The sequence below is a fragment of the uncultured Brevundimonas sp. genome, assembly GCF_937870815.1.
GTDB lineage: Bacteria > Pseudomonadota > Alphaproteobacteria > Caulobacterales > Caulobacteraceae > Brevundimonas.
This window is the reverse complement of the sequence record NZ_CALMZS010000161.1, coordinates 1-25,686: the sequence shown is the minus strand read 5'-3', so window position 1 is coordinate 25,686 and position 25,686 is coordinate 1. Positions and strand designations below refer to the sequence as shown.

General features: G+C 72.5%; 27 protein-coding genes. 14 read left to right on the top strand and 13 right to left on the bottom strand.

All coding sequences use genetic code 11. The features are described from left to right. Nucleotides 1-103: 103 nt before the first annotated feature. Together Q0588_RS10490 and timA are read right to left on the bottom strand one after the other, a co-directional pair. Nucleotides 104-1,225 (bottom strand): MltA domain-containing protein, encoded by a 1,122-nt coding sequence (locus Q0588_RS10490; RefSeq protein ID WP_298745901.1) that lies wholly within the window; start codon nt 1,223-1,225, stop codon nt 104-106. Continuing rightward, on the bottom strand, nt 1,222-1,863 hold the full coding sequence (gene timA / locus Q0588_RS10485; protein ID WP_298745900.1) for a TIM44-related membrane protein TimA: 642 nt from the start codon (nt 1,861-1,863) through the stop codon (nt 1,222-1,224). The genes Q0588_RS10490 and timA overlap by 4 nt, the downstream gene beginning before the upstream one ends. Before the next feature lie 221 nt (nt 1,864-2,084). Here timA and secB point away from each other — a divergent pair, with 221 nt between their 5' ends. Further along, nucleotides 2,085-2,615 (top strand): protein-export chaperone SecB, encoded by a 531-nt coding sequence (gene secB, locus Q0588_RS10480; RefSeq protein ID WP_298745899.1) that lies wholly within the window; start codon nt 2,085-2,087, stop codon nt 2,613-2,615. Between the two features lie 16 nt (nt 2,616-2,631). Here secB and dnaQ read toward each other — a convergent pair whose 3' ends face one another. Genes dnaQ through Q0588_RS10455 form a run of 5 tightly spaced genes read right to left on the bottom strand, consistent with a single transcriptional unit; the run spans nt 2,632 to nt 6,248 of the window. Further along, entirely contained in the window at nt 2,632-3,348 is a 717-nt protein-coding gene (dnaQ, locus tag Q0588_RS10475) for a DNA polymerase III subunit epsilon (protein WP_298745898.1), read from the bottom strand. Between the two features lie 5 nt (nt 3,349-3,353). After that, the gene (gene coaE, locus Q0588_RS10470; RefSeq protein ID WP_298745897.1) at nt 3,354-3,995 is read right to left on the bottom strand and encodes a dephospho-CoA kinase; all 642 of its coding nucleotides are present in this window, start codon (nt 3,993-3,995) and stop codon (nt 3,354-3,356) included. Beyond that, nucleotides 3,992-4,789 carry an NAD(P)-binding domain-containing protein gene (locus tag Q0588_RS10465; protein WP_298745896.1) on the bottom strand — a complete coding sequence of 266 codons (798 nt, stop codon included), beginning with the start codon at nt 4,787-4,789 and terminating at the stop codon, nt 3,992-3,994. The genes coaE and Q0588_RS10465 overlap by 4 nt, the downstream gene beginning before the upstream one ends. Then, nucleotides 4,786-5,382, bottom strand: coding sequence for a Maf family protein (locus Q0588_RS10460; RefSeq protein ID WP_298745895.1), 597 nt, complete (start codon nt 5,380-5,382; stop codon nt 4,786-4,788). The genes Q0588_RS10465 and Q0588_RS10460 overlap by 4 nt, the downstream gene beginning before the upstream one ends. Then, nucleotides 5,379-6,248 carry a pyruvate, water dikinase regulatory protein gene (locus Q0588_RS10455; protein ID WP_298745894.1) on the bottom strand — a complete coding sequence of 290 codons (870 nt, stop codon included), beginning with the start codon at nt 6,246-6,248 and terminating at the stop codon, nt 5,379-5,381. The genes Q0588_RS10460 and Q0588_RS10455 overlap by 4 nt, the downstream gene beginning before the upstream one ends. A gap of 523 nt (nt 6,249-6,771) precedes the next feature. On the opposite strand from Q0588_RS10455, the gene hemE reads away from it, so the two are divergent. The 10 genes from hemE to Q0588_RS10405 all read left to right on the top strand — a co-directional run bounded on the left by hemE (nt 6,772) and on the right by Q0588_RS10405 (nt 17,297). Then, nucleotides 6,772-7,809, top strand: a complete 1,038-nt coding sequence (hemE, locus tag Q0588_RS10450; RefSeq protein ID WP_298745893.1) for a uroporphyrinogen decarboxylase — start codon at nt 6,772-6,774, stop codon at nt 7,807-7,809. Next, nucleotides 7,806-8,864: a ferrochelatase gene (gene hemH, locus Q0588_RS10445; protein WP_298745892.1), complete on the top strand. Its 1,059-nt coding sequence runs from the start codon at nt 7,806-7,808 to the stop codon at nt 8,862-8,864. Before hemE ends, hemH begins: the two co-directional genes overlap by 4 nt. Further along, nucleotides 8,861-9,340, top strand: coding sequence for a CopD family protein (locus tag Q0588_RS10440; RefSeq protein WP_298745891.1), 480 nt, complete (start codon nt 8,861-8,863; stop codon nt 9,338-9,340). The genes hemH and Q0588_RS10440 overlap by 4 nt, the downstream gene beginning before the upstream one ends. Before the next feature lie 226 nt (nt 9,341-9,566). Further along, entirely contained in the window at nt 9,567-10,985 is a 1,419-nt protein-coding gene (rho, locus tag Q0588_RS10435; protein ID WP_298745890.1) for a transcription termination factor Rho, read from the top strand. 240 nt (nt 10,986-11,225) lie between these two features. Beyond that, nucleotides 11,226-12,536 (top strand): tRNA uridine-5-carboxymethylaminomethyl(34) synthesis GTPase MnmE, encoded by a 1,311-nt coding sequence (gene mnmE, locus Q0588_RS10430; protein ID WP_298745889.1) that lies wholly within the window; start codon nt 11,226-11,228, stop codon nt 12,534-12,536. 200 nt (nt 12,537-12,736) lie between these two features. Further along, nucleotides 12,737-14,593, top strand: a complete 1,857-nt coding sequence (gene mnmG / locus Q0588_RS10425) for a tRNA uridine-5-carboxymethylaminomethyl(34) synthesis enzyme MnmG (RefSeq protein WP_298745888.1) — start codon at nt 12,737-12,739, stop codon at nt 14,591-14,593. Between the two features lie 156 nt (nt 14,594-14,749). After that, nucleotides 14,750-15,370, top strand: coding sequence for a 16S rRNA (guanine(527)-N(7))-methyltransferase RsmG (gene rsmG, locus Q0588_RS10420; protein WP_298745887.1), 621 nt, complete (start codon nt 14,750-14,752; stop codon nt 15,368-15,370). Further along, nucleotides 15,360-16,166, top strand: coding sequence for a ParA family protein (locus tag Q0588_RS10415; RefSeq protein ID WP_298745903.1), 807 nt, complete (start codon nt 15,360-15,362; stop codon nt 16,164-16,166). The genes rsmG and Q0588_RS10415 overlap by 11 nt, the downstream gene beginning before the upstream one ends. A gap of 28 nt (nt 16,167-16,194) precedes the next feature. Next, complete coding sequence (locus Q0588_RS10410; protein ID WP_298745886.1) at nt 16,195-17,088, top strand: ParB/RepB/Spo0J family partition protein; 894 nt, start codon at nt 16,195-16,197, stop codon at nt 17,086-17,088. 23 nt (nt 17,089-17,111) lie between these two features. Then, a complete protein-coding gene (locus Q0588_RS10405; protein WP_298745885.1) occupies nt 17,112-17,297 on the top strand; it encodes a hypothetical protein in 186 nt (61 codons plus the stop codon). Nucleotides 17,298-17,343: 46 nt separating this feature from the next. Here the strand turns inward: Q0588_RS10405 and holA are convergent, their stop codons facing one another. The 4 genes from holA to Q0588_RS10385 all read right to left on the bottom strand — a co-directional run bounded on the left by holA (nt 17,344) and on the right by Q0588_RS10385 (nt 21,973). Continuing rightward, nucleotides 17,344-18,396 carry a DNA polymerase III subunit delta gene (gene holA, locus Q0588_RS10400; protein ID WP_298745884.1) on the bottom strand — a complete coding sequence of 351 codons (1,053 nt, stop codon included), beginning with the start codon at nt 18,394-18,396 and terminating at the stop codon, nt 17,344-17,346. A gap of 10 nt (nt 18,397-18,406) precedes the next feature. Next, nucleotides 18,407-18,892 (bottom strand): LPS assembly lipoprotein LptE, encoded by a 486-nt coding sequence (lptE, locus tag Q0588_RS10395; protein WP_298745883.1) that lies wholly within the window; start codon nt 18,890-18,892, stop codon nt 18,407-18,409. Continuing rightward, the gene (gene leuS / locus Q0588_RS10390) at nt 18,892-21,444 is read right to left on the bottom strand and encodes a leucine--tRNA ligase (RefSeq protein ID WP_298745882.1); all 2,553 of its coding nucleotides are present in this window, start codon (nt 21,442-21,444) and stop codon (nt 18,892-18,894) included. The genes lptE and leuS overlap by 1 nt, the downstream gene beginning before the upstream one ends. A 64-nt stretch (nt 21,445-21,508) precedes the next feature. After that, nucleotides 21,509-21,973 (bottom strand): DUF3576 domain-containing protein, encoded by a 465-nt coding sequence (locus Q0588_RS10385; RefSeq protein WP_298745902.1) that lies wholly within the window; start codon nt 21,971-21,973, stop codon nt 21,509-21,511. A 333-nt stretch (nt 21,974-22,306) separates the two neighbouring features. Between Q0588_RS10385 and Q0588_RS10380 the strand changes: the two genes are divergently transcribed. Then, on the top strand, nt 22,307-22,708 hold the full coding sequence (locus Q0588_RS10380; RefSeq protein ID WP_298745881.1) for an NtrZ family periplasmic regulatory protein: 402 nt from the start codon (nt 22,307-22,309) through the stop codon (nt 22,706-22,708). 120 nt (nt 22,709-22,828) lie between these two features. On the opposite strand, the gene Q0588_RS10375 is transcribed toward Q0588_RS10380, so the two are convergent. Then, a complete protein-coding gene (locus tag Q0588_RS10375; protein WP_298745880.1) occupies nt 22,829-23,482 on the bottom strand; it encodes a thiamine phosphate synthase in 654 nt (217 codons plus the stop codon). Here Q0588_RS10375 and Q0588_RS10370 point away from each other — a divergent pair. Beyond that, nucleotides 23,481-24,197 carry a YggS family pyridoxal phosphate-dependent enzyme gene (locus Q0588_RS10370; protein ID WP_298745879.1) on the top strand — a complete coding sequence of 239 codons (717 nt, stop codon included), beginning with the start codon at nt 23,481-23,483 and terminating at the stop codon, nt 24,195-24,197. The genes Q0588_RS10375 and Q0588_RS10370 overlap by 2 nt on opposite strands. Before the next feature lie 63 nt (nt 24,198-24,260). Next, nucleotides 24,261-24,947 carry a response regulator transcription factor gene (locus Q0588_RS10365; RefSeq protein ID WP_298745878.1) on the top strand — a complete coding sequence of 229 codons (687 nt, stop codon included), beginning with the start codon at nt 24,261-24,263 and terminating at the stop codon, nt 24,945-24,947. Here the strand turns inward: Q0588_RS10365 and Q0588_RS10360 are convergent. Then, the coding region (locus Q0588_RS10360) for a hypothetical protein (RefSeq protein ID WP_298745877.1) at nt 24,948-25,686 on the bottom strand (739 nt) is incomplete at its 5' end.

Sequence of the window (25,686 nt, the reverse complement as noted above, 5' to 3'; positions counted from 1 at the left end):
CTCACGGTTCCGGGCCGAACGCCCGCGCTCCGCCGACCTCCCCGACTTTCCGGCCCCGGGCCGGAGAGCGCGGACCCGTGCCCGCTGATCTTTGACAACCGGATTAGCCGCGTGGAACCAGCCGCCACATCCTCAGCGGATGGCGCACCGCCCCGGCCTCGTCGCCGGCCGCCGCGCCGCGGCCCATATAGAGGTCGGCCCGCACCGGGCCGCGGATCGCCGAGCCGGTGTCCAGCGCCACGACCAGGCCCCGATAGCCGCCCCGCGCCCCGGCCAGGTCGCCGCCGTCGGCGCTGATCCAGACCAGGTCGCCGTAGCGCCAGTGGGCCGGATCGACGGCGATGGCCCGGCGCGCCGGCAGGGGGACGCCCGCCGCCCCGGCCGGATCGCCGCCGTCGTCCGCGTCCAGGCCGAAGAAGATGTAGCGCGGATTGAGCGCCATCACCGCCCGCGCCTCCGGGCCGCGGCGCGCCGCCAGCCAGGCGCGGATGGCCTCGCCCGAGGTCCCGTCCGGCGGCAGCAGTCCCCGTTCCGCCATCGGCCGGGCGATGCCGGTGAACGGCCGGCCATTGTCGCCGGCGTAGGCGGCCCGGACCCGCGCGCCGTCCTCGAAGGTCAGGTAGCCGGAGCCCTGGATCTGCAGGAAGAACAGGTCCTCGGCCCGCATCCAGGCCAGCGGGGCCGCGCCGGAGACGGCCTCCGGGGCCGCCTCGATGGCCGTCCGTTCGGGCAGGACCTGGCCGCGCCGCCATCCGGCCGGGGGGGCCAGCACCGGCGCGTCGAACTCGGCGTCGGGACGGCGGCGGGCCGGGTATTCGGGCGCGAAATAGGCGGTCAGCAGGCCCGGGCCGCCGTCCGCCGTTTCGGCCTCGACCACCGAGAAGCCGCTTTCGAGGAAGGCGCGGGCGAGCGTCGGCGTCACCGCCCCCGGGCCGCGCCGGAGCTGCAGGGCCCGGTCGCACTGGACCCGGGCGGCCGGGTCGCGGGCCACGCGGCAGCTGTCGGCCCAGGCGTCGAAGGCGGCCAGATGGTCCTCCTCGCCCCAGCCGGGCACGGCGGCGGGGCTGAGGCCGGCGGCGGCGGGGCCGGCCGGCTCCGGTCCCGGCGCGGGGGCCGGAGCCGGGGCGGGGGCGGGCCCGCTGGCGCAGGCGGCCAGGACCAGCGTCAGCGCCGCCGCCCGGACCGGGCCGGCGCGGACTGCCGCCCGGGCGCGGCCGCCGCTCATGCGGCGGCGGGTTCGGTGCGGGCCAGCAGCCAATTGGGGTCGCTGGCCCCGAGGGTGCGCTCGAAGGTCCAGACCTCGGCCACGCGGCGCTCCTCGACCTGCTCCCCGACCGAGGGGTCGGCGGGTTTCACGCGATTGCGCAGTTCGGCCAGGAACCGGACCCGGGCCACGGCGCGGTTCTCCTCGGCGGTGGCCTGCTCCAGATCGGCCCGGGCCGGATGCAGGAATTCGGCCTCCTCGGTCTCGCCGCGGGCCTCGCGGGCGGCGATGCCGGCCTCGAACGAGGCCATGACGCGCGGGGTCAGCAGCGGCTTCAGGGTCTCGCGGTCGCCGGCCGCATAGGCCCGCACGATGGTCTCATGGGCCTGGCGCGCCCCCTCGAGGAAGCGCACCGGATCGAAATTGGGGTCGCGGGCCCGCAGGCCGGCGATCGAGGCCAGGGTGACGGCGTCCAGGGCCCCGGGCCGGCCGGGGCCGCCCTCGGCGGCCGGGCCCGGGGCCGGCGCCGGCGGCTGGGCGCGGACATCGTCCTCGGGCTGGCGCCCGACCTTCTTGCCCAGCACATTGTAGAGCTGGAACAGCACGATGGCCGCGATGATGGCGAAGATGACGATCTGGACCTGGACCGGCACGGGCATTCCCTGTCTGGCGCCCGACAAGGCCGGGCGCGGCGGAGATGACGATTAGGGACTGATATGGGGGCGCGCAAGGCGAACGCCGCCCCGGGCCGCTGCGGCCGATCGACCGGACCGCGCCCCGGGCGAGCGTCGTTGCCGCCGCGGGCCGTGCGTGCTAGTCGCCGCGCCTTCCGGGCCGGACCGCCGCGCCTTCCACGCCATTCCAGACAAGACCCGCCGCCATGACCGACGCCGCCCCGCCCGCCGACGCCAACGCCGCCCCGCCCGCCGAGCCCGCCGCGGGCCCGAACGGCGAGGCCCCGGCCGGCCCGGGCTTCCGCATCCTGGCCCAGTACGTCCGCGACCTGTCGTTCGAGAACCCCCGCGCGCCCGACTCGCTGCGCATCGACGGCAAGCCCTCGATCGACCTCGGCGTCGAGATGAACGCCCAGGGCCGCAAGGACGGCCTGTTCGAGGTCGAGCTGCGGCTGACCGTCAAGGCCTCGACCGAGGCCATGACGGTGTTCAACGTCGAACTGCTCTACGGCGGCCTGTTCGCCCTGCACGGCGTGGCCGAGCAGGACATCGAGCCGATGCTGCTGATCGAGTGCCCGCGCTACCTGTTCCCGTTCGCCCGCGAGATCATCGCCGGGGCCACGGCCGACGGCGGCTTCTACCCGTCCTTCATGCTCGACCCGATCGACTTCGCCGGCATCTATGTGTCGCGCCAGCAGCAGATCGCCCGCGGCCAGGGCGAGACCGCCTCGGCCTGAGCCGCGGCCGGGCGCCTCAGGCCGCGGTCCCGACCTCGAGCCCGTAGGCGGTCCACAGCGAGGCGTCCTTCAGCGTCTCGCGCAGGAAGGCCAGATGCGCGGTCCGCTCGGCCTCGGTCGAGCGCGGCGCCAGCGGCCGGGGCCGCGGGCCGTAGCCGCCCGCGGCGGCGGCGACCTGGGCCGTGACCGTTCGCGCCGACGACAGGTCCAGTCGCCGCTCCTTGCCGCCCTTGAGCTCCAGATAGACCTCGGCCAGCAGCCGGGCGTCGATCAGGGCCCCGTGCAGGGTGCGCTCGACCAGGCTGATCCTGAACCGCTTGCACAGGGCGTCCAGCGAATTGGCCATGCCCGGGAAGCGGCTCTGGGCCAGTTTCAGCGTGTCGATCCAGCGGGTCTCCTCGATCAGCCGGTGGCCGCACAGGCCGCATTCATGGTCGATGAAGGCCCGGTCGAAGGCGGCGTTGTGGGCGATCACCGGGGCCTCGCCGATGAAGGCCATCAGCTCGCCCACCACCTCCCGGAATCTCGGCGCGTCGCGCACCCTCTCGTCGGTGATGCCGTGCACGCGGATGGCGTCGGGCGGGATCGGCCGCTCGGGATGGACCAGCGTATGGAAGGTGCGCCCGGTCGGCAGCAGATCCTCGATCTCGATGCAGCCGACCTCGATCAGCCGGTCACCGGTCTTCGGGTCGAAGCCGGTGGTTTCGGTGTCGAGGACGATTTCGCGGGCCATGGCCCTTATTGAAACGCTTCGCCGCCCGGCGGAAGCCCACGCCGGGGAGATGTCCAGCCCGGAGCCAGAACCGTCCCCACGATTTCGCGCACCTGCGCCCGGGCCGCCTCGAGACCGCGGCCGGTGTCGACGACGAAATCGGCGCGCCAGCGCTTCTCCGCATCGGGCGTCTGCCGCGCCAGGATGGCCTCGAACCGCGCCCGGGTCATGCCGGGCCGGGCCAGCACCCGCTCGGCCTGGATCTCCGGGTCGGCGGTGACCACCACCACCGCGTCCACGGCCGCCTCGCCGCCGGTCTCGAACAGCAGGGGAATGTCCAGCACCGCCAGCCGCACGCCGCGCCGCGCCGCCGCCGCCAGATGCTCCAGCCGCCCCTTCAGCACCAGCGGATGCACGATGGCCTCCAGCCGCCGGAACGCCGTCCCGTCCCGCCCCAGCGCCCCGGCCAGCCGGCCCCGGTCGACGGCCCCGTCGACGACCACGCCGGGAAAGGCCTCGCCGACCGGCCCGACCGCCGCCCCGCCCTTGGCGTAGAGGCGATGCACGGCCTCGTCGGCGTTCCACACCAGGGCCCCCTCGTCGGCGAACATGGCCGCCGTGGTCGACTTGCCCATGCCGATGGAGCCGGTCAGGCCGAGCACGATCACGGTCTTTCCCCCAGCGCCTCGAGGGCGAGGCCGCGCACATCGACGGGCGGCGGCTCCAGCCCGAACAGGGCCCGGAACGACGGCCGCGCCTGGCCGACCAGCATGGCCAGGCCGTCCACGGTCCCCAGTCCCCGCGCCCGGCCGGCGGCCAGGAAGGGCGTCGTCAGGGGCCGATAGGTCATGTCCATCAGCACGGCGTCGCTGCGCAGGGCCCCGATATCGATCTCCGGCGCGACGCTGAGGGCGTTGACCACCAGCGCCGCCGCCGCCGTCGAGTCCGGCCCCGCCACCCGCACGCCGAGGTCCGCGGCCAGCGCCTCGGCCCGCGCCGGCGTCCGGTTGAGCACGCCGACGTCGGCCCCGGCCGCCTTCAGCGCCGCCGCCGCCGCCCGCGCCGCCCCGCCCGCGCCGAGGATGACCGCCGGCCGCCCGTTCAGCGCGAGGCCGGGCGCCTGCTCCGCCAGAGCCGCCAGCAGCCCCTCCCCGTCGGTGCTGTCGGCCCGCACCCGCCCGCCTTCGAACACCAGCAGATTGGCCGCTCCGCACAGCCGCGCCGTCGCACTGGCCTCGTCCGCCGCCGTCAACGCCTGGGCCTTGAACGGCGCCGTGACGTTCAGCCCCCGCAGCCCGCCCGCACGGCCCCCGGCGACCAGGGCCTCGAACCCCGCCGCATCCTCCGGACCGAAGGCGCGATAGTCGGCGTCGAGACCGGCCGCGGCGATCCAGGCGCGGTGGATCAACGGGCTGAGCGAATGGGTGATCGGCCGGCCCGCCACGCCCGCGATGACGGTCATCTCCCCAGCACCCCGGCCCGGCGCAATTCGGCCAGCACCGGCCACAACGGCAGGCCGAGCACGGTGAAATAGTCGCCCTCGACGGCCTCGAACAGCTGCGCGCCCCGGCCCTCCAGCCGATAGGCGCCGACGGAGCCGAGCAGGGCCTCGCCCTCGGCGGCCAGGTAGGCGTCGAGGAAGGCGTCGGAGAAGTCACGCATCCGCATCGTCGCCGTGTCGAGGCCGGACCAGACGATCTGGCCGCCGCGGGCCAGGGCCGCGGCGGCATGCAGCTGGTGGCTCCGGCCGCGCAGGGCCGCAAGCTGGGCCCGGGCCGCGGCCATCGACGGCGCCTTGGAGACCAGCCCGCCGGCGAAGGCGAGGGTCTGGTCGGCGCCCAGCACCCAGGCCTCGGGATCGTGGCGGGACACGGCCAGGGCCTTCACCCGGGCCAGCTCGACCGCCAGGCCGGCCGCGTCGGCCGGATCGTGGACCGCCTTGACGTCGGCCTCGTCGACGCCGGCGACCTGGACGGAAAAGGACACGCCCGCGCCCTCGAGCACGGCCCGGCGGGCGGCGCTCTTCGAGGCCAGGACCAGGCGTTCGGCGCTCACCAGCTGGTCCCCAGGCGATGGGTGCGGCGCTCGTTGAGCAGATTGACGATCGCCGCGGCCGTCTCCTCCACCGAGCGCCGGGTCACGTCGATGACCGGCCAGCCGCGACGTTCGAACGCGCGCCGGGCCTTGACGGTCTCCTCCCGCACCGCCTCGTGATCGGTGTAGGACGAGGCCCGGCCGGCGTTCAGGCTGTCCAGCCGGTTGCGCCGGATCTGCACCAGCCGGTCGGGCGATACGGTCAGGCCGACGACCAGCGGATTCTTGAGAGCGACCAGCCGCTCGCCATCCTCCTGGCCCGGCACCAGCGGCACATTGGCGGCGCGGATGCCGCGGTGGGCCAGATAGATGCAGGTCGGGGTCTTCGAGGTCCGGCTGACCCCGCACAGCACGACATCCGCGCCCTCCAGCTGCTCCGTCGTGCCCTGGCCGTCGTCGTGGGTCATGGCGTAGTCAAGCGCCGCGATGCGGTTGAAATAGTCGGTGTCGAGGGCATGCTGGGCCCCGACCCTCGTCGACAGGGCCGCACCCAGATAGCGCGACAGCGCCCCGACCAGAGGATCGAGCGCGGCGATCTGCGGCATGTCGAGCCGGCGGCAGCCTTCCTCCAGCTGCCCGCGCAGGTCACGGTCGACGAGGGTGTGCAGGACCACCCCGGGCGCGGCGGCGATCTCCTCAAGCACCCGGTCCATCTGGCGGGCCGACCGCACGAGGGCGTAGATGTGCTCGATCGGTATCACCCCGTCGAACCGCGCCACCACCGCCTTGGCCATGGCGTTGAGCGTCTCGCCGGTCGAATCGGAGACCAGGTGGACATGAAAATAGGTCGCCAGTCGGGACGCGCCGGCGGGCCGGGCCGAACTCATTCGCCGCGCCCCCTGGGGACGGGTTCGTCGGATCTGTCCATGGCGGCGAGACTCCTGTGGACCGGGCCGGGCGCCGATCGACCTGACCAGGGCGCCGATCTCTATAGCCGGGCGGGCCGGGCGCGGCGAGCGGGGATCAAGGTGGACGGCCGGGTCTGGCATCCGGCGATTCATCCCGGCCCCCCGGCCGGCGAATCCGGCCGATGTGGACAAGCCCTGTCCGATTCCGACGATCCCCGCTCACGGCGGCGGCTTCGCCCCGGTCAGGGCCCCGCCGACAGGGCCGCGGCGGGAGTTGTCCCCGTATTCACCAGACCCGGGACCGGGCCGGGGACGAGGGTCACGGAAGCTGCGGATAACCCCGCGCCATACGGCGGATCCCGGACCCTTATCCCCGTCGTCCCCGGCCCTGTCTTCTTCCACCGTTCTTCTTGAATCTCTTTTTTATTGAAGGAAGGGGGTGTGACATCGGCCCGGACTTGAGGTGGACCGGACCCCCGGCTAAGCCCCCGGTCAGATGACCGTGTCCGACACCCCCCTGCTGCTCAAGGTTCTCGCCGGCGAGACGCCGTCCCGCCCGCCGGTCTGGTTCATGCGCCAGGCGGGGCGATATCTGCCCGAGTACAGGGCGCTGCGCGCGACCACGCCGGATTTCGTCTCCTTCTGCCTGGATCCGGAAAAGGCCGCCGAGGCCACCCTGCAGCCGATGCGCCGGTTCGGTTTCGACGCCGCCATCGTCTTCGCCGACATCCTGCTGATCCCCCGGGCGCTCGGCCAGGAGGTCTGGTTCGAGGCCGGCGAAGGGCCGCGGCTGGGGGCCCTGCCGGCGGTGGAGGCGATGCGGGAGTCGGCCGCGGCGGCGGGGGCGGCCCTGGAGCAGGTCGGTCACACCCTGTCGATCGTCCGCGGCCGCCTCGAGCCGGGGCGGGCGCTGATCGGGTTCGCCGGCGCCCCTTGGACCGTGGCCACCTATATGCTGGACGGCGAGGCTCGCAGCATGGGCAAGGGCGAGCGGGCCCAGGCGCGGAGCTACGCCTACGCCGAGCCGGACCGGGTTGCGGCGGTTCTGGAGGTGCTGGTCGAGGCCACCGCCCATTATCTGAAGATGCAGGCCGACGCCGGGGCGCAGGTGCTGAAGATCTTCGAGAGCTGGGCGGAGGGTCTGCCGGACGACCTGTTCGAGACCCTCGTCCTGCAGCCGCATCAGGCGCTGGTGAAAAGGGTCCGGGACCTGGGCGTCACCGTGCCGCTGATCGGCTTTCCGCGCGGGTCGGCGGCCCTGGCCGAACGGTACGCCGCCGAATGCGCGGTGCAGGGTGTGGCGCTGGACACGGCCTGTCCGCTGGCGGTCGGCCGACGGGTGCAGGCTGTCAAACCGATCCAGGGGGCGCTCGATCCCCTGTTGCTGCGGGCCGGAGGGCCGCTTCTCGACCGGCGCGTGGACCAGCTCGTCGAGGCCTGGGGACAGGGCCCGTGGATCTTCAATCTCGGCCACGGCATCCTGCCCGACACGCCCATCGCCCACGTCGAACAGGTGCTGAAGCGGATCGGGGCCCAATGAGGACGCTGACCGGACGTCGCATCGCCGTGGTCCTCTTCAATCTCGGGGGGCCGGATGACCAGGCCTCGGTCAGGCCCTTCCTGTTCAACCTGTTTAACGACCCGGCGATCATCGGCCTGCCCGGCCCCGTGCGGACGCCGCTGGCCCGGCTGATCTCGGCGCGCCGTGAAAAGGCGGCCCAGGCCAATTATGCGCTGATGGGCGGCGGCTCGCCGCTGCTGCCCGAGACCCGGAAGCAGGCGACGGCGCTCCAGCAGGCCCTGGCGCCGCGGCTGCCCGGGGACGAGGTGCGGGTCTTCGTCGCCATGCGCTACTGGTCGCCGCTGACCGAAGAGACCGCTGCGGATGTGGCCGTCTTCGGCCCCGACGACATCGTCCTGCTGCCGCTGTATCCGCAGTTCTCGACCACGACGACGGAGTCCTCGCTGAAGCGCTGGAACGAGACCTATGCAGGGTCGGGCGAGAGCCGGACGGTGTGCTGCTGGCCGGAGGCCCGTGGCTGGGTCGAGGCCCAGGCGGCGGCGATCGGGGAGCAGCTGGACAGGGCGGGGGAGCGGCCGGTGCGGGTGCTGTTCTCGGCCCACGGCATCCCCGAGGCGCTGGTCCGACGCAAGGGCGATCCCTATCAGGAGCAGGTCGGGAGCACGGTCGCCGCCGTCGTGGCCAGGCTAGGGTCCATGGGCCGGCGGGTGGACCACGCGATCTGCTACCAGAGCCGGGTCGGGCCGCTGAAATGGCTCGGCCCGTCGACGCCGGAGGCCCTGGAGCAGGCCGCCGCGGATGGGCTCGGCGCGGTCGTGGTTCCGATCGCCTTCGTCTCCGAACACGTCGAGACCCGGGTCGAGCTGGACATTGAATACGGCGAATTGGCTCACCGCCTCGGCGTCGCGCCGTATCTGCGGGTTCCGGCGGTCGCCACGGCGCCGGCGTTCGTCACGGCGCTGGCCGAGGCCGTGCTCCACGGCCTGACGCGGACCGGCGTGGCGCCCTATGGTCCGGGCTGTCGGGGGGACTGGAAGGCCTGCCCCTGCCAGGGGGAGGACCGGGCGGCATGAGTTTCGAGGCGTTCAATGTCGTGCGCGGCCTGCACATTCTCGCGGTCATCGCCTGGATGGCCGGCATGCTGTTCCTGCCCCGGCTCTACGCCTATGACGCGGAGCAATCCGGCAAGGCCGAGCCGCTGCGGTCCGAGATGCAGGGCCTGCTGCGGCTGTGGCAGCGCCGCCTGCTCAAGATCATCATCAATCCCTCGATGACGGCGGCCTGGCTGTTCGGCGTGTGGATGATCCTCATCCATGTCTACGGCTTCGGCCAGGGCTGGGGTTTCGTCGTCCAGCCGTGGATGGCGACCAAGCTGCTGGCGGTGGTGGCGCTGAGCGGCTGGCACGGCTTTCTGGCCGGCGAGCTCAGACGCATTCACGCCGGGACCTCGGTCCGCTCCGGCCGGTTTTGGCGCATGACCAACGAGATCCCCTTCCTGATCGCCGTCGTCGCCGTACTGTCGGTGACGACGGAATGGACGCTCGGCTGAGCGCTGACGCTTGACCTTGCCGGCCCGGCGTGGTTTCGCTGGTTCCGAACCGATCCTGGCGCGGGCTTTCGCCTTCCGGACGGTCCCTCTCTCCAGCGACGCCTGCCGGATCGATCCCGCAGGACTTCCGTCGCCTTCCCTGCCGGCCTCCGGGCCAACATCGCCGGCCGCTCCGACCCCGCTGTTTCGCGGGCGTCCCCGTGCGCTCGCCTGAAGAAGATTTCCCATGACCGACGTCCGCGACACCGATCCCACCGCTCCCGAGGCCGAGAACCTCGACGGCGAGCAGCCGACCAATGAGGTCGTCGCCGCAGACCTGCCCATGGTCGACCAGGAGGCCGACGAGGAAGACGAGGACGACGGCGAGCCGATCGTGCCGAACGGCCGCATCACCCTGGCCGAGCTGAACGAGAAGACCCCGGCCGACCTGGTCGCCTTCGCCGAGGGCCTGGAGATCGAGAACGCCTCGAACCTGCGCAAACAGGACCTGCTGTTCGCCATCCTCAAGGCCCTGGCCGACGAGGAGGTCGAGATCATCGCCGACGGCGTGCTCGAGATTCTGCCGGACGGCTTCGGCTTCCTGCGCAGCCCCGACGCCAACTATCTTCCGGGTCCGGACGATGTCTATGTGTCGCCGTCGCAGATCCGCCGCTTCGGCCTGCGTTCGGGCGACACCATCCACGGAGCCGTGCGCGGCCCGCGCGAGGGCGAGCGCTATTTCGCCCTGCTCAAGGTCGACACGATCAACCTGGAAGACCCGGAGACGGTCAAGACCAAGGTCCTGTTCGACAACCTGACCCCGCTCTATCCGGAAGAGCGGCTGCACATGGAGATCCAGGACCCGACCCTGAAGGACCGCTCAGGCCGGGTCATCGACATCGTCGCGCCGCTCGGCAAGGGCCAGCGCTGCCTGATCGTGGCCCCGCCGCGGGTCGGCAAGACGGTGATGCTGCAGAACATCGCCAAGTCCATCGAGAAGAACCACCCCGAGGTCTTCCTGATCGTGCTGCTGATCGACGAGCGGCCGGAAGAGGTCACCGACATGCAGCGCACGGTGAAGGGCGAGGTCATCGCCTCGACCTTCGACGAGCCCGCCACCCGCCACGTCGCCGTCGCCGAAATGGTCATCGAAAAGGCCAAACGCCTGGTCGAGCACAAGAAGGACGTGGTCATCCTGCTCGACTCGATCACCCGCCTCGGTCGCGCCTACAACGCCACCGTGCCGTCGTCGGGCAAGGTGCTGACCGGCGGCGTCGACGCCAACGCCCTGCAACGGCCGAAACGCTTCTTCGGCGCGGCCCGCAATGTCGAGCAGGGCGGCTCCCTGACCATCATCGCCACGGCGCTGATCGACACCGGCTCGCGGATGGACGAGGTCATCTTCGAAGAGTTCAAGGGCACCGGCAACTCCGAGATCGTGCTGGACCGCAAGGTGGCCGACAAGCGCATCTTCCCGGCCATCGACGTGCTCAAGTCCGGCACCCGCAAGGAAGAGCTGACCACGCCGAAGGACCAGCTGGCCAAGACCTATGTGCTGCGCCGCATCCTCAACCCGATGGGGCCGCAGGACGCCATCGAATTCCTGATCGACAAGCTGCGCCAGTCGAAGAACAACGCGGACTTCTTCCAGTCGATGAACACCTGACCGGATCGTCAACCGGCTGACCAAACCGGTCAGCAAGACGACCAATTCATCGTCAGAATGACCAGATCGACCAAGGTCCTGTTTCACGTGAAACATGAGAGACGCGCATGAAGGTCAATGTCGAGATCGACTGCACCCCGGCCGAGGCCCGGGCCTGGACCAGCCTCGGCCTCCAGGTCCGGGACCCGTTCCGCAAGCGGATGGAGGCGGCGGCCAGGCCGTGACCGTTTCTCCTCCCCCATGAGCGCCGACACCGTCTTCGCCCTCGCCACCCCGCCGGGCCGGGGGGCCATCGCCATCCTCCGCCTGTCGGGCCCGGGCACGGACGCGGCGCTGACCGCCCTCGGGGCCGGCGGCCTGAAGCCGCGCCTGGCCGCGCTGCGTGATCTGGTCCTCGACGGCCGGCCGCTCGACCAGGCGCTGGTCCTGCGCTTCCCCGCGCCCAACTCCTACACCGGCGAGGCCTGCGCCGAGCTGCACCTGCACGGCGGCCGGGCCGTGGTCGAGGCGGTCGGCGAGGCCCTGCTGAGCCTCGGCCTGCGTCCGGCCGAACCCGGCGAATTCACCCGCCGCGCCTTCGAGAACGGCCGCATGGACCTGGCCCAGGCCGAGGCCGTGGCCGATCTGATCGACGCCGAGACCACGGCCCAGGCCGCCCAGGCGCTGGGCCAGCTCGACGGCGCCCTGTCGCAGACCTACGCCGGCTTCCGCCGCGACCTGCTGAAGGCCCTGGCCCTGGTCGAGGCCGAGATCGACTTTCCCGACGAGGAGGTGCCGGACAACCTCGCTCGCGCCGCCGGACCGGTGCTGGACGGGCTGATCGCCAACCTCAAGGCGGCGCAGGCCGACGCGCGGCGGGGGGAGCGGGTGCGCGAGGGCTACCGCATCGTCCTGATCGGCGAGACCAACGCCGGCAAGTCGTCGCTGTTCAACGCCCTGGTCGCCCGCGAGGCGGCCATCGTCACCCCCATCGCCGGCACCACCCGCGACGTGCTCGACGCCGACCTGGTCATCGGCGGCTATGCGGTGACCCTGTCCGACACCGCCGGCCTGCGCGACAGCGGCGACCCGATCGAGGCCGAGGGGGTGCGCCGGGCCCGGGCGCGGGCGGAGCAGGCCGACCTGCGGCTGTGGGTGCGGGCTCCCGGCGATCCGGAAGGGCCCGCGGCGGACTACGCCCGGCCCGGCGACCTGCTGGTCCTGACCAAGGCCGACCTGGCCCGCCCCGCGCCGCCGCCGGACCGCGAGGCGATCGCCGTCAGCACCGAGACCGGAGAGGGTCTCGCCGCCCTGCACGACTGGCTGGCCGCGCGGCTGGCGCGCGACCTGTCGGGCGCGGATTTTCCCGCTGTCACGCGCGAGAGACATCGTCGCCGCCTGGCGGAGGCGCTCGCTTCCGTGGAGGCGGGCCGCCGGGCGCTGGAGGTTTCGCCCGAGATGGCCGGCGATGATCTGCACCGCGCCGCCGAAAGCCTCGCCCGGGTCACCGGGGCCATCGGCGTCGAGGACATCCTCGGCGAGGTCTTCGCGACCTTCTGCATCGGCAAGTGACCCTCTCCTCCCCGTTCCGTGGGGAGGGGGGTGCAAAACGGTGGAGGGGCGAAGCGGCCGCCGCCGGACCCCTCCGTCACGGCGCGAAGGGGCGCTGCACCGCCTCCCCGCAGGCGGGGAGGAGACATGCCGCTGTTTCACGTGAAACAGCGCCGCCTCGCCGGTAGCGAAACAGGCCGTTTTCCCCTATGTCCGCGGCCATGAACTCCTTCGACGTCATCGTCATCGGCGGCGGCCACGCCGGCTGCGAGGCCGCGGCGGCGGCCGCGCGCACGGGCGCGGCCACCCTGCTGCTGACCCAGAAGCTCGAGACCATCGGCGAAATGTCGTGCAACCCGGCCATCGGCGGTCTCGGCAAGGGCCATCTGGTCCGCGAGATCGACGCCATGGACGGCCTGATGGGACGGCTGGGCGACCTGTCCGGCATCCAGTTCCGCCTGCTCAACCGCTCCAAGGGCGCGGCGGTGCAGGGGCCCCGCAGCCAGATCGACCGCCGCCTGTACCGGGAGGCGATGCAGGCCGAGCTGGCCGCGACGGCGAACCTGACCCTGAGGGCCGGCACGGCCGAACGCCTGATCCTCGACGGCGTCAGGGTCGCCGGCGTGGTCACGGGCGAGGGGACGGAGCTGCGGGCCGGAGCCGTGGTGCTGACCACCGGCACCTTCCTCAACGGCGTCATCCACAAGGGCGACCAGCGCATTCCCGCCGGCCGTCATGGCGAGGCGCCGTCGACCGGCCTGGCCGCCGACCTCTACGGCGCCGGCCTCATGATGGGTCGGCTGAAGACGGGCACCCCGGCCCGGCTCGACGGCCGCACCATCGCCTGGGACCGGCTGGAGATGCAGGCGGCCGACGCCGATCCCGTGCCGTTCAGCTTCCTGACCGACCGCATCGACACGCCGCAGATCGCCTGCGGCGTCACCCACACCACGGCCGAGACCCACCGGATCATCGCCGACAACCTCGGCGACAGCGCCGTCTACGGCGGCCATCTGTCCGGCCGCGGGCCGCGCTACTGCCCGTCGATCGAGGACAAGGTGGTGCGTTTCGCCGACAAGACCTCGCACCAGATCTTCCTCGAGCCGGAAGGCCTCGACGATCCGACCGTCTATCCGAACGGCATCTCGACCTCGGTGTCCGACGCCACCCAGGCCGCCTTCCTGCGCACCATCCCGGGGCTGGAGGCGGTCGAGGTGTTCCGCTTCGGCTACGCCATCGAATACGACTATGTCGATCCGCGCGAGCTGACGCCGGCGCTGGAGGTCAAGACGCGGCCGGGGCTGTATCTGGCCGGCCAGATCAACGGCACCACCGGCTATGAGGAGGCGGGGGCCCAGGGGCTGATCGCCGGGCTGAACGCGGCGCGAGCGGCGGCGGGATCGGACCCGGTCGTGCTGGGCCGCGACCAGGCCTATGTCGGCGTCATGATCGACGACCTGGTGACGCGCGGGGTGACCGAGCCCTACCGGATGTTCACCAGCCGGGCCGAATACCGGCTGTCGCTGCGGGCCGACAACGCCGACCTGCGCCTGACCCCGCCGGCCATCGCCGCCGGGCTGGTGTCGTCGCGGCGGCGGGCGGCGTTCGAGGCCAAGGCCGCCCTGCTGGCCGAGGCGACGGCGCTGGTGCGCGGCGTCAGCTACACCCCGAAGGCGGCCGGGGCGTTGGGCATAGCGGTCAACGCCGACGGCCAGCGGCGCTCGATCCGCGACCTGCTGGCCTTCCCCGGCGTCGACCTGAAGACCTTCGAGACGGCGCACCCGGAGATCGCCGCCTGGCCCCGCCAGGTGCGCGAGCAGATCGAGATCGACGCGGGCTACGCGGGGTATCTGGACCGGCAGGCGGCCGACGCCGAGGCGCTGCGCCGCGAGGAGGCCCTGGCCCTGCCGCACGACCTCGACTACGCCGCCATCGGCAGCCTGTCGAATGAGGTGCGCGAGAAGCTGTCGCGGGTCCAGCCGCGCACCCTGGGGCAGGCCGGCCGGATCGAGGGCATGACGCCGGGCGCCCTGACGGCCCTGCTGTCGCATGTGAAACGGGCGAAGGTCGCGGCGTGAGGGCGGCGATTGCGCATCTCCTCCCCCTGCAGGGGGAGGGGGACCATCCGAAGGATGGTGGAGGGGCTTGAGCGCGCACGGCTGTGCGGCGGTTCCCCCTCCGTCACGCCGCGAACGCGGCGCGCCACCTCCCCCAGAAGGGGGAGGAGACGGCCTGTGACTCCTTCCGAATTCCAGTCCCTGACCGGCGCCGCCGACGCGCGGATCGCCGACCTCAAGGTGTTCATCGACCGTCTCGCCGAGGCCAATGCGGTGATGAACCTGATCGGGCCGGACACGATGCCGGACGTGTGGAACCGGCACATATGGGACTCGGCCCAGCTGCTGGCGCTGGCGCCGGAGGCCCGGACCTGGGCCGATCTGGGGGCCGGGCCGGGGTTTCCGGGCGTGGTCCTGGCCATCCTGCTGAAGGACCGGCCGGGCGCCCATGTCTGGCTGATCGACAGTCTCGGCAAGCGCTGCCGCTTCCTGCGGGCGGTGGTCGACGAGCTGGCCCTGCCGGCCACGGTGATCAACGGCCGCGCCGAGGAACAGGCGCTGAAGGTCGATGTCGTCACCGCCCGCGCCGTCGCCCCGATGGAGAAGCTGCTGGCCTATGCACAGCCTTATCTACAGCGCGGCGCACAGGGGCTTTTTCTCAAGGGGGAAAAGGCCGAGGCTGAGTTGATCGAAGCGCGCAAGGTCTGGCATTTCGATAGCAGCCTGTCCGTCTCGCGCAGCGATCCGCGTGGCCGTATCGTTTCCGTCCGGAGCCTCCGCCGTGTCCATAGCCGGTAAGACTCGCGTCCTCGCCGTTTCCAACCAGAAGGGCGGGGTCGGCAAGACCACCACGGCGATCAACCTCGGCACGGCGCTGGCGGCGATCGGCGAAAAGGTGCTGATCGTCGACATGGACCCGCAGGGCAATGCCTCGACCGGCCTCGGTGTTCCACGTGAAACACGGCGGGTGACCATCTATGACGTCATCGTCGACGGCCGTTCGGTCGACGACTCCGCCGTCCAGACCTCGGTGCCCGGCCTGCACATCATTCCGGCCGACGCCGACATGTCGGGGGTCGAGATCGAGCTGAGCCAGGCCGACCGGCGCTCCTTCCGCCTGCGCGACGCCTTGGCCGGACAGGGCGCCGCGGGCCCGACCCGGTATGACTATGTGCTGATCGACTGCCCGCCGTCGCTGAACCTGCTGACCCTCAACGCCATGGCCGCGGCCGACGCCGTGCTGGTGCCGCTGCAGTGCGAATTCTTCGCCCTGGAGGGGCTGACCCAGCTGATGAAGACCATCGAGATGGTCCGCCAGAGCCTCAATCCGACGCTGGAGATCCAGGGTCTGGTGCTGACCATGTACGATCGCCGCAACGCCCTGTCGGGGCAGGTGGCGGCCGATGTGCGCGCCCATTTCGGCGACAAGGTCTATGAGGCGGTGATCCCGCGCAATGTGCGGGTCTCGGAAGCGCCGTCGTTCGGCAAGCCGGTGCTGATCTACGACCTGAAATGCGCCGGCAGCCAGGCCTATCTGCGCCTCGCCCGCGAGGTGGTGGCGCGCGAGAAAACCCGGCGGCTGCAGGCCGCCTGATGCACATAACCAGAATGGAATCAATCAGTTGAGCGAACGTCAGCGCGGTCTGGGCCGGGGATTGTCGGCCCTTCTCGGGGAACAGGTCGGCGAGGCCGTGCCGGTCGACGGCTCGGTCGCCCCGGCCGGGGTGCGCCTGGCCCCGATCGAGGCGCTCAAGCCCAATCCGGACCAGCCCCGCAAGATCTTCGACCAGGCCGAACTGGCCGAACTGGCCGAGTCGATCCGCGACAAGGGGGTGCTGCAGCCCATCCTCGTGCGGCCTCACCCGAACGAGGACGGCGTCTGGCAGATCATCGCCGGCGAGCGCCGCTGGCGGGCGGCCCAGCTGGCCCGCCTGACCCAGGTCCCGGTCATCGTCCGCGAGATGGACGACGTGGCGGTGTTCGAGGTCGCCATCATCGAGAACGTCCAGCGCACCGACCTCAATCCGCTCGAGGAGGCCGAGGCCTACCGCGTGCTGATGGAACGGTTCGGCCGCACCCAGGACACGGTCGCCGGCGTGGTCGGCAAGAGCCGCAGCCATGTGGCCAACACCCTGCGCCTGCTGCAGCTGCCCGAAGAGGTGCTGTGGTATGTGCGCACCGGCAAGATGAGCGCGGGCCACGCCCGGGCCCTGATCACCGCGCCGGATCCGGCGGCCCTGGCGGAACAGATCGTCAACGAGGGCCTGAACGTGCGCCAGGCCGAGGCCTTGGCCCGGCGGGCGGCGGAGGGGCCGAAGCCGGCCAAGGGCAAGGCCCGCGCGGTCGGCGCCTCGGGCGAGGGCGGCGCCGATGTCGCGGCGCTGGAGCAGGACCTGACCGAGGCCCTCGGCCTGCCGGTGTCGCTGGCCGACCGCGGCGGCAAGGGCGAACTGACCCTGAAATACGCCACGCTGGAGCAGCTGGACGACCTGTGCCGCCGGCTGATGCGCGGCTGAGCATTGTGTGGCAGGGTGGCGGCATGACCGACAAACCCAGCAATCCGACCGCCGAGGCCATGAAGAAGGCGCTGGCCGCCAAGAAGGCGGGCGGAGGCCCCTCGCACGGCAGCCTTCAAGGCTCCGCGCGGGCCGAGGAGAAGGCGCAGCAGGCGCGTAGCGCCGCCCTCGCCAAGCCGGCCTTCCGCAAGGCGTCGAAGCGGGGCTGACCTTGTCTCCACCTCCCCATTCGCTTTCGCGAACAGGGAGGAGACGTTAAAGACCCAGACGCCGGGCCCGGGCCGAGATCTCCAGCAGCAGCCGCTCGGCGATCAGCTGGTCGGGCGAGCCGGTGGTCTTGGTGGCGATGTCGGCGGCGTTGACGCTGTCCAGCGCCCGGTCGAGGTCCTCGAGCCGCCAGCTGCGCGCCTGGCGCAGCATCTCGGCCTCCTGCTTCCAGAACACCCCGGCCGCCCTGGCCGCCTCCTTGGCCCCGGCGCCGTTGGACTGGAGCACGTTTATGCGGCGCAGCTTGCCGAGATGGATCGAGGCCTGGCGCACCGCCATGACCGGCGATTCGCCCTCGGCGAGGGCGCGGCGCAGGCCGGACTGGGCCGGGGCGGGCCGGCCGCCGAAGGCCTGCAGGGCCGCGTCCTGCAGCGAGGCGTCGGGCTCGACTCCGAGGTGCGCCTCCAGTTCGGCGACATCGATGGTCCGGCCCGAGCCGGGCCCGATGTACAGCGCCAGCCGCTCGATCTCCTGGCGCATCAGGCCGCGTTCGCGGGGCAGGCGGGCGACGAAGCGGTCCAGCGCGTCCTGGGTCAGGCCGACCTTGTCGGCGGCGAGCGCCTCGCGGGTCATCCGCGCCACGTCGCCGGTCTCGTCCTCGTAGCAGGCGATGGCGACGGCCGCCGGCGCCGCCTCGGCGGCCTTGCGCAGGGCCGAGTCGCGGCCCAGGGCCCCGGCCTCGATGACCAGCATGGCGTCCGGGTTATAGGCGCCGTCGGCGTGGGCCTTGAGGGCGGCGGCCAGCTGTTTGTCGATCGCGGCCTTTTCCGAGCCCAGCCGCACCCGCACCAGCCGCCGGCCGCCGGTCATCGACAGGGCGGTCAGGGCCTCGTCGAGCCGCACATCGTCGCCGTCGATGTCGCTGTCGGTCAGGACGGTGACGTTGAACGGGTCGTTGAGGTCGGGGGTGATCGCCCGGCACAGCTGGACGGCGCGTTCGGCCACCCCGGAGCGGTCCTTGCCGTGGATCACCGCGGCCCGCACCGCCGGGTCCGGGGCCTTGAGGAAGCGATCGACCTCGGGTCGTTTCGCCAGGATCATCGAAGGCCGGTCATCGGGGCTCGGGCAGGGCCCGCATCAGGTCGAGGCGGATCTGCCGGGCCAGCTGGGCCGCGGCGCGCTCCTCGCCGTCCTGCTGGGCGGCGATGGCCGCATAGGGCTGGTCGGCGGCGGCATAGGTGGTGGTCACCGTCTCGACCCCCGACAGGGCCGGGCCGCCGCCCACCGGCGTGAGGGTCCAGGCGCCGCGCACGCTCAGCTCGTAGCGGGTGGCGGTGTCGTCGATGCGCCGGCCGAGCGGACGCCGCGACTGCTCCACCGTGGTCCGCAGGGTCCACAGGGGCGGCCGGCCGGGGTCGCGGCCGAGGGCGTCCTCGAGCTGTTCGCGGACGCGGTAGCCGAGCCGGTCGTCCTGGGTGGCGACGGCGATGCGGGACAGCCGGGCGCCGGCCCCGGCGTCGCCGTAGAGCGGGGTGAAGCCGCAGCCGGCGAGCGCCAGTCCCATCAGCGCGACAAGGCCGGGGCGAAGCGGGCCCATCAGGCCGCCACCACGTTCACGATGCGATCCCTGACCACCACGATCTTCCTCACCGTCAGACCTTCCAGCCGCGCCCGCACATCCGGGTCGGCGAGGACGAGGGCCTCGACCTCGGCCGGCTCCAGCCCGCGGGCGACGCGGATCTCGCCGCGGCGCCGGCCGTTGACCTGGATCGGCAGGGTGACCTCGTCATCGGCCGCCAGCGCCGGGTCGAAGGCCGGCCACGGCGCATCGAGGATCATCCCCGCTTCGCCGAGCCGCGTCCAGCCTTCCTCGGCCAGGTGAGGCGTGAACGGCGCCACCAGCCGCAGCAGGGCCGACAGCGCCTGTCGCCGGGCCTCGCCGCCGGCGGCCGGATGGTCGCGGATGGTGGCGACGAAGGCGTAGAGCTTGGCGATGGCCGAGTTGAAGCGGAAGCCGTCGATGCCCTCGGACACCGCCTTGACGGCCTTGTGCGTCTCGCGCACCAGCGCGGCGTTGGCCAGGGCCTCGCCGGCGAACCCGGGATCGAAGCCGTCGACCTCGGCCCAGACCCTCTGGACGAAACGGCCGGCCCCCTCGACGCCGCCCGGGGTCCATTGCACGTCGCGCTCGGGCGGGCTGTCGGACAGCACGAACAGCCGCCCGGCGTCGACGCCGTATTCCTCGACGATTTGGTGCGGGGCGACGACGTTCTTCTTCGATTTCGACATCTTCTCGATGTCGCCGATGACCAGGGGCTCGCCGGTCGAAAGCTGGCGGGCGCGGCGCCGGCCGCCGTCGCTGGTCAGTTCGACGTCGCCCGGCTCGACCCAGGCGCCGTCGGCGCGGCGGTAGGTCTCGTGGACCACCATGCCCTGGGTGAACAGGCCGGCGAACGGCTCGCGGACGCTCATCAGTCCGGCGTCGGACAGGGCGCGGGAGATGAAGCGGGCGTAGAGCAGGTGCAGGACGGCGTGCTCGACGCCGCCGATATACTGGTCGACCGGCAGCCATTTGTCGGCGGCCGCCTTCGAGATCGGCTCATCGGCGGTCGGATCGGCGAAACGGGCGAAATACCAGCTGGAGTCGACGAAGGTGTCGAGGGTGTCGGTCTCGCGCACGGCCTCGCCGCCGCACGACGGGCAGGCGACGTGCTTCCACGTCGGGTGCCGGTCCAGGGGATTGCCCGGGATGTCGAAGGTCACGTCCCGGGGCAGTTCGACCGGCAGGTCCGCGGCCGGAACGGCGCCGCAGGACGGGCAGTGGACGATCGGGATCGGGCAGCCCCAGTAGCGCTGGCGGCTGACCCCCCAGTCGCGCAGCCGGTAGATGGTCGCGCCCCGGCCCTGGCCGGCGGCCTCGACCCGGGCGATGGCCGCGGCCTTTGCCGTCTCGATATCGAGACCATCGAGGAAGTCCGAGTGGAAGATGACCCCGGGCCCGACGTAAGCCTCCGTGTCGACCGAGAAATCATCGCCCGCCCCGTTGGGCCTCACCACCGGGATGACCGGCAGGCCGTATTTCCGCGCGAAGTCGAGGTCGCGCTGGTCATGGGCGGGACATCCGAAGACGGCGCCCGTGCCGTATTCCGACAGGATGAAGTTGGCGATCCAGACGCCGACCTCGCGGCCGTCGAACGGGTGGACCACCTTCAGGCCGGTGTCGAAGCCGATCTTCTCGGCCTGTTCGATCTCGGCCTGGGTCGATCCGCCCTTGCGGCATTCGGCGATGAAGGCGGCGGCTTCGGGGCTGGTCCCGGCCAGGGCGCGGGCCACCGGATGGTCCGGGGCGACGCCCATGAAGGAGGCCCCGAACAGGGTGTCGGGCCGGGTGGTGTAGATCTCCAGCCCGTCCGGGGCGACCGCGGGCGCGGGTCCGGCCCAGCGCCAGGTCATCCGCAGCCCCCGGGAGCGGCCGATCCAGTTCTCCTGCATCAGCCGGACCTTTTCGGGCCAGCGGCCCTCCAGCTCCCTGAGGCCCTCGATCAGGTCGTCGGCATAGTCGGTGATGCGCAGGAACCACTGGTTCAGCTTGCGCTTCTCGACGATCGCGCCCGAGCGCCAGCCGCGGCCGTCGACCACCTGCTCATTGGCCAGCACGGTGTTGTCGACCGGATCCCAGTTGACCACCGAATCCTTGCGGTAGACCAGGCCGCGCCGGAACAGCTCGAGGAACCAGGCCTGCTGCTTGCCGTAGTAGGCGGGGTCGCAGGTGGCGAATTCGCGCGACCAGTCCAGCGACAGGCCCAGCAGCTTCAGCTGGTCGCGCATCGCCGCGATATTGGACCAGGTCCAGTCGCCGGGGTGGACGCCGCGTTCGATGGCGGCGTTCTCGGCCGGCAGTCCGAAGGCGTCCCAGCCCATCGGATGCAGCACGTCGAAGCCCTGGGCCCGCTTCGAGCGCGCCACCACGTCGCCCATCACATAGTTGCGGGCGTGGCCCATGTGGATGTTCCCGGAAGGGTAGGGAAACATCTCGAGCACATAGTATTTCGGCCGGCCCGTCTCGCCGGCCGGGGTGCGAAAGGCGTCGGCGGCGGCCCAGCGGGCCTGCTGGCGGGGTTCGGCGGTCTTGGGCTCGTATCGGGCCACGGCGGTCTTTCAGGCGGCTCCTGAAGGACGCGGCCTTGAGGAGGCTATGGTCGGGAGGGAGGACTCAGCCGGCGTTCTGCAGGTTGAGCTGGCGCGCCTTGGTCAGGATCGCGTTTTCGAGATCGGTCTCGGTCTGGGCCGCCACGGGCGCGCCGATCCAGCCGCCGGTCGCGTCGCGGACCTCCTTGGTCACGGTGACGTTCAGCGCGTCGGCGCGCAGACGGGTGTCGAGGATGAAGACCGTGGCCTTGAAACGCTCGTTCGGCGTCTGCGGATCGGTGTACCAGTCGTAGTTGATGACGCCGCCCCACGGATCGGCGTTGGCCAGGGGCATGAAGCTGAGCGTGTCGAGCGTGGCCCGCCACAGGAAGGCGTTGACGCCGATGCCGGTCTGGCCGGCGCCGGAGGCGGGGCGTCCAGAGCCGAACACGTCGCCCACCGTCGGCCCCAGGGGGCGGTCGGCCGAGCAGGCGGCCAGCAGGGCGCCCGAAGCGACCAGGGCGACGACCGCGCCACGAACCAGCACCATCGAGACTCTCCATTCCATCAGGACGTACGGCGGGCCGTCCCGCGCACGCGCCGGCCCGCCCGCAGGACCGGGGGCCGAAGCGACGCTCTATAACACGCCCGAAAGGGGCGATGACAAGGCGAAGTCGCAAGCGCGCGGCGGCGGCGGGCGGTCCGGCCCCGGGGACGCCCGCGGCGCGATCCGCGACCCGTGACGCTCGCGCCACAGGAGTCCCGCAGAGTCTTGCGGAACCGGGGGTGAATGGCCACGTTTCGTTGACCGGGCTGACCAGCGGTGTCTAATCGCTGGCGAGGACCGCGACGGAGTCTCCGTTGGCGGCGGGAAGGGCAGGACATGCGCGACAGCAGCGCCGTCATCGCTGGACTGGCCGCGGGGCTCACGCTCCTGGCCATGGCCGACGCCGCCTCGGCCCAGGCCGCCGCGGCGCGAAGCCGCGCGCCCTCGGTCAGCCTCTCCGAAGCCCAGGCGGCGCGCGCCGCGACCGGGCCGGGCCAGTCGCGCCTGCGCTTCACCGAACGCGGCCGCTGGGGCCTCGACCTGAACCTCAGCCAGCCGGTCGGCCGCGACAGCAACCTCGGCGACGTCGAGGCCGGCGCCTATTACCGGGTCAATCCGCGCCTGCGCGTCGGGGCCACGGCCGGCCTGGCCGAGCCCGAGGCCGATCCGGCCCGCCCGCCGCAGACCGACCGCCGCACGGCCCCGCGCTTCCGCCTGGAATCGATCTTCCGCTTCTAGAGCCTGATCGGTTGAGGCGGAATCGCTTCGCGATTCCGCCGAGGCCGTGAATCAGGCTCCAGTCTAATGCTGCAGCGAAGATCCGGGTTTGGACGCGATCGCGTCCAGACCGATTTCGCCCTAGCCGGGGCCGAACGCCGTCCGGATCCCCGACACCGCCGCCAGGCCGCAGGCCCCGGAGCCGATCAGGCCGCGGGCATTGCGGCCGTTGACGCCGCCGAGCGCATAGGCGGGAACCGGAGCCCCGCGCACCAGGTCCGCGAAGCCGTCGAGGCCCAGCGCGGGACGGGCGGCCGAGGCCCCGCCGGCGGGAAACACCGGCGACAGCACGACGGCGTCGAGGCCGGCGAGGCGATCCAGGGCCCCGGCCGCGTGCGCCGCGCCGGTGATGCGCCAGCCGGGCCGGCGCGCCGCCAGGGCCGCGGCCTGGTCCAGGGCCCGTTCCGGCAGGTGGACGCCGTCGGCCTCGACCGCCTCCGCCAGTTCCGCGTCGAGGCCGATGAGCAGCAGGCCGTCGCGGCGACGGGTCGCCTCGCGCAGACGCAGCGCCGTGTCGCGGGCGTCCGGCGCCCCGAAGGCGCGATAGACCACGCCCGATCCGGCCGGCAGGCGGGCGGCCGTCTCCCACGGGCGGGGCGTGCGCTCCGGGTCGGTGAAGAACAGCAGCGGCGGCAGGTTCGCCGGCCGCCGCCCCGCCGCCCGGCTGACATCGGCCGCGTCCCGTGCGAGGACGCTGGCGATCTCCCACAGCCTATCCGCCTCGGACCGGTTCATGACCTCCTCATCCCCCGATCCCGCGCCCGGGTCCAGCCTCGCCGACCGCCTCGCCGGGGTGCGCCGGCGCATCGACCGGGCCTGCCGCGCCGCCGGCCGCGACCCGGCCGGGGTGGTCCTGACTGCGGTGACCAAGACCCAGCCGCCCGAGGTCCTTGCCGCGGCCCTGGCGGCGGGCCAGCGGGTGTTCGGAGAGAACCGGGTCCAGGAGGCCCGGGCCCACTGGGCCGGCCGGCGGGACGGCTGGCCCGGGCTTGAGCTTCGCCTGATCGGCCCGCTGCAGACCAACAAGGCGGCGGACGCGGCGGCCCTGTTCGACGTCATCGAGACGGTGGACCGCCCGAAACTGGTCGACGCCCTGGCCGCCGCCGCGGCCCGGGCCGGACGGACCGTGCGGGTGCTGGTCCAGGTCAATACCGGGGCCGAGCCGCAGAAGGCCGGCGTCGTCCCCGAACAGGCCGACGCCCTGGTCCTGCGCGCCCGCGCGGCGGGCCTCGACGTCGAGGGCCTGATGTGCATTCCGCCGGCCGGCGAGGCCCCGGGACCGCATTTCGCCCTGCTGCGCCGGATCGCCCGCCGCAAGGGCCTGCCGGTGCTGTCGATGGGGATGAGCGGCGACTACGAGACGGCGATCCGTTTCGGCGCGACCCATGTGCGGCTCGGTTCGGCGCTGTTCGGGGAACGAAATCCGTCCGAAACGCCCTCTAGGGACTGAAAACCGCTCCGCTGACGGTCCCCGCCCTTGGCGGACGGGCCAAGCCTCGTCATTCTTGCAGACATGCCCACGCCCAAGACCATCCTGATCATCGACGACGACGACGACCTGCGCGAGGCGCTGGCCGAGCAGCTGGCCCTGCACGAGGCCTTCCGGCCGATCCAGGCGGCGACGGCGGCCGAGGGGGTGAAGCTGGGCCGAGAGACCCGGGCCGACCTGATCCTGCTGGACGTCGACCTGCCCGACATGGACGGCCGCGAGGCCTGCCGGCTGCTGCGCAAGGACGGCGTCTCGACCCCGATCATCATGCTGACCGGCCAGGTGTCCGACGCCGACACGGTGCTGGGGCTGGAATCGGGGGCCAACGACTACGTCACCAAGCCGTTCCGCTTCGCCGTCCTGCTGGCCCGGATCCGCGCCCACCTGCGCAGCCACGAACAGTCCGAGGACGCGGTGTTCCGGGTCGGCCCCTACGAATTCCGGCCCGCCGCCAAGGTCCTGGTCGACGCCAGGGGGCGCAAGGTGCGGTTGACGGAGAAGGAGACCAGCATCCTCAAATACCTCTACCGCGCCGGGGCCAAGGCGGTGTCGCGCGAGGAGCTGCTGACCGAGGTGTGGGGCTACAACGCCGGAGTCACGACCCACACCCTCGAGACCCACATCTACCGCCTGCGCCAGAAGATCGAGCCGGAGCCCGGCCAGGCGCGGCTGCTGCTCACCGACGCCGGCGGCTACCGGCTGCAGCCCTGATCAGCCCGGCCGCCACTCGCTGAGGGTTTCGCCGGCGGCGCCGTCCTCATAGGCGAGCCGGTCGAGGACCACGCCGACGACGCACGGCGGGCGGCTGTCGGCGCGGATGGCGCGGCACCGGATCACGCGCCCGCCGGCCCACGGCGTCAGGCGCCCCTCCAGCACGAGCCGGTAGCCCTGGAGCGGATCGGGCGCCGGCGTGTCTCCCTGACCGCGGACGGTGAAGGTGAAGGCCCGGTCGTCGGCCCGGCCGAGGCGGGAGGCCCCCTCGGCGCGGAGCAGCGCCAGGCCGACCGTCGGGGCGTCGGCACGGCCCGGGGCGTCGGCCGCCGGCAGGCCGGGGGCCGGGCAGCCCCCGGACCGCATCCACGGCTGGTTGACCCAGACGCCGCCCACCCCCTCGAAGCCCTCGACGGCCGGCCCGGCGGGGTCGCCCGCGGTCCAGTCGGCGGGGGTGAAGCGAAGACGTACCGACCGGCCGTCCGGGGTCCGCGCCCATCCCGGCGCGCCGGCCTCGGTTCCGCCCGCCGGGGGCGGCGGTTTCGGGCCGAGGCAGCCGAAGGCGATGCGCATCCGGAAGCGGCGGTTGGCGAGCGCGTCGGCGCCGGCCGGGGCCGTCCCCGCCGCGGCGTCCGATGCGGCGGCGTCGACGGCGGCCAGGATGGCGGCGCGGTCGAGGACCGGGTCGGCGGCCGGCGCCGCGGGCGGCGTCGAGCTCGCCGGCGCGGGCGGCGGCGGT

Coding starts and splice junctions, on each gene's coding strand:
- Q0588_RS10490 (WP_298745901.1), bottom strand. CDS start 1,225: ATGAGCGGCGGCCGCGCCCGGGCGGCAGTCCGCGCCGGCCCGGTCCGG.
- timA (WP_298745900.1), bottom strand. CDS start 1,863: ATGCCCGTGCCGGTCCAGGTCCAGATCGTCATCTTCGCCATCATCGCG.
- secB (WP_298745899.1), top strand. CDS start 2,085: ATGACCGACGCCGCCCCGCCCGCCGACGCCAACGCCGCCCCGCCCGCC.
- dnaQ (WP_298745898.1), bottom strand. CDS start 3,348: ATGGCCCGCGAAATCGTCCTCGACACCGAAACCACCGGCTTCGACCCG.
- Q0588_RS10465 (WP_298745896.1), bottom strand. CDS start 4,789: ATGACCGTCATCGCGGGCGTGGCGGGCCGGCCGATCACCCATTCGCTC.
- Q0588_RS10455 (WP_298745894.1), bottom strand. CDS start 6,248: ATGAGTTCGGCCCGGCCCGCCGGCGCGTCCCGACTGGCGACCTATTTT.
- hemH (WP_298745892.1), top strand. CDS start 7,806: ATGAGGACGCTGACCGGACGTCGCATCGCCGTGGTCCTCTTCAATCTC.
- Q0588_RS10440 (WP_298745891.1), top strand. CDS start 8,861: ATGAGTTTCGAGGCGTTCAATGTCGTGCGCGGCCTGCACATTCTCGCG.
- rho (WP_298745890.1), top strand. CDS start 9,567: ATGACCGACGTCCGCGACACCGATCCCACCGCTCCCGAGGCCGAGAAC.
- mnmE (WP_298745889.1), top strand. CDS start 11,226: ATGAGCGCCGACACCGTCTTCGCCCTCGCCACCCCGCCGGGCCGGGGG.
- mnmG (WP_298745888.1), top strand. CDS start 12,737: ATGAACTCCTTCGACGTCATCGTCATCGGCGGCGGCCACGCCGGCTGC.
- Q0588_RS10405 (WP_298745885.1), top strand. CDS start 17,112: ATGACCGACAAACCCAGCAATCCGACCGCCGAGGCCATGAAGAAGGCG.
- holA (WP_298745884.1), bottom strand. CDS start 18,396: ATGATCCTGGCGAAACGACCCGAGGTCGATCGCTTCCTCAAGGCCCCG.
- lptE (WP_298745883.1), bottom strand. CDS start 18,892: ATGGGCCCGCTTCGCCCCGGCCTTGTCGCGCTGATGGGACTGGCGCTC.
- Q0588_RS10385 (WP_298745902.1), bottom strand. CDS start 21,973: ATGGTGCTGGTTCGTGGCGCGGTCGTCGCCCTGGTCGCTTCGGGCGCC.
- Q0588_RS10380 (WP_298745881.1), top strand. CDS start 22,307: ATGCGCGACAGCAGCGCCGTCATCGCTGGACTGGCCGCGGGGCTCACG.
- Q0588_RS10370 (WP_298745879.1), top strand. CDS start 23,481: ATGACCTCCTCATCCCCCGATCCCGCGCCCGGGTCCAGCCTCGCCGAC.
- Q0588_RS10375 (WP_298745880.1), bottom strand. CDS start 23,482: ATGAACCGGTCCGAGGCGGATAGGCTGTGGGAGATCGCCAGCGTCCTC.
- Q0588_RS10365 (WP_298745878.1), top strand. CDS start 24,261: ATGCCCACGCCCAAGACCATCCTGATCATCGACGACGACGACGACCTG.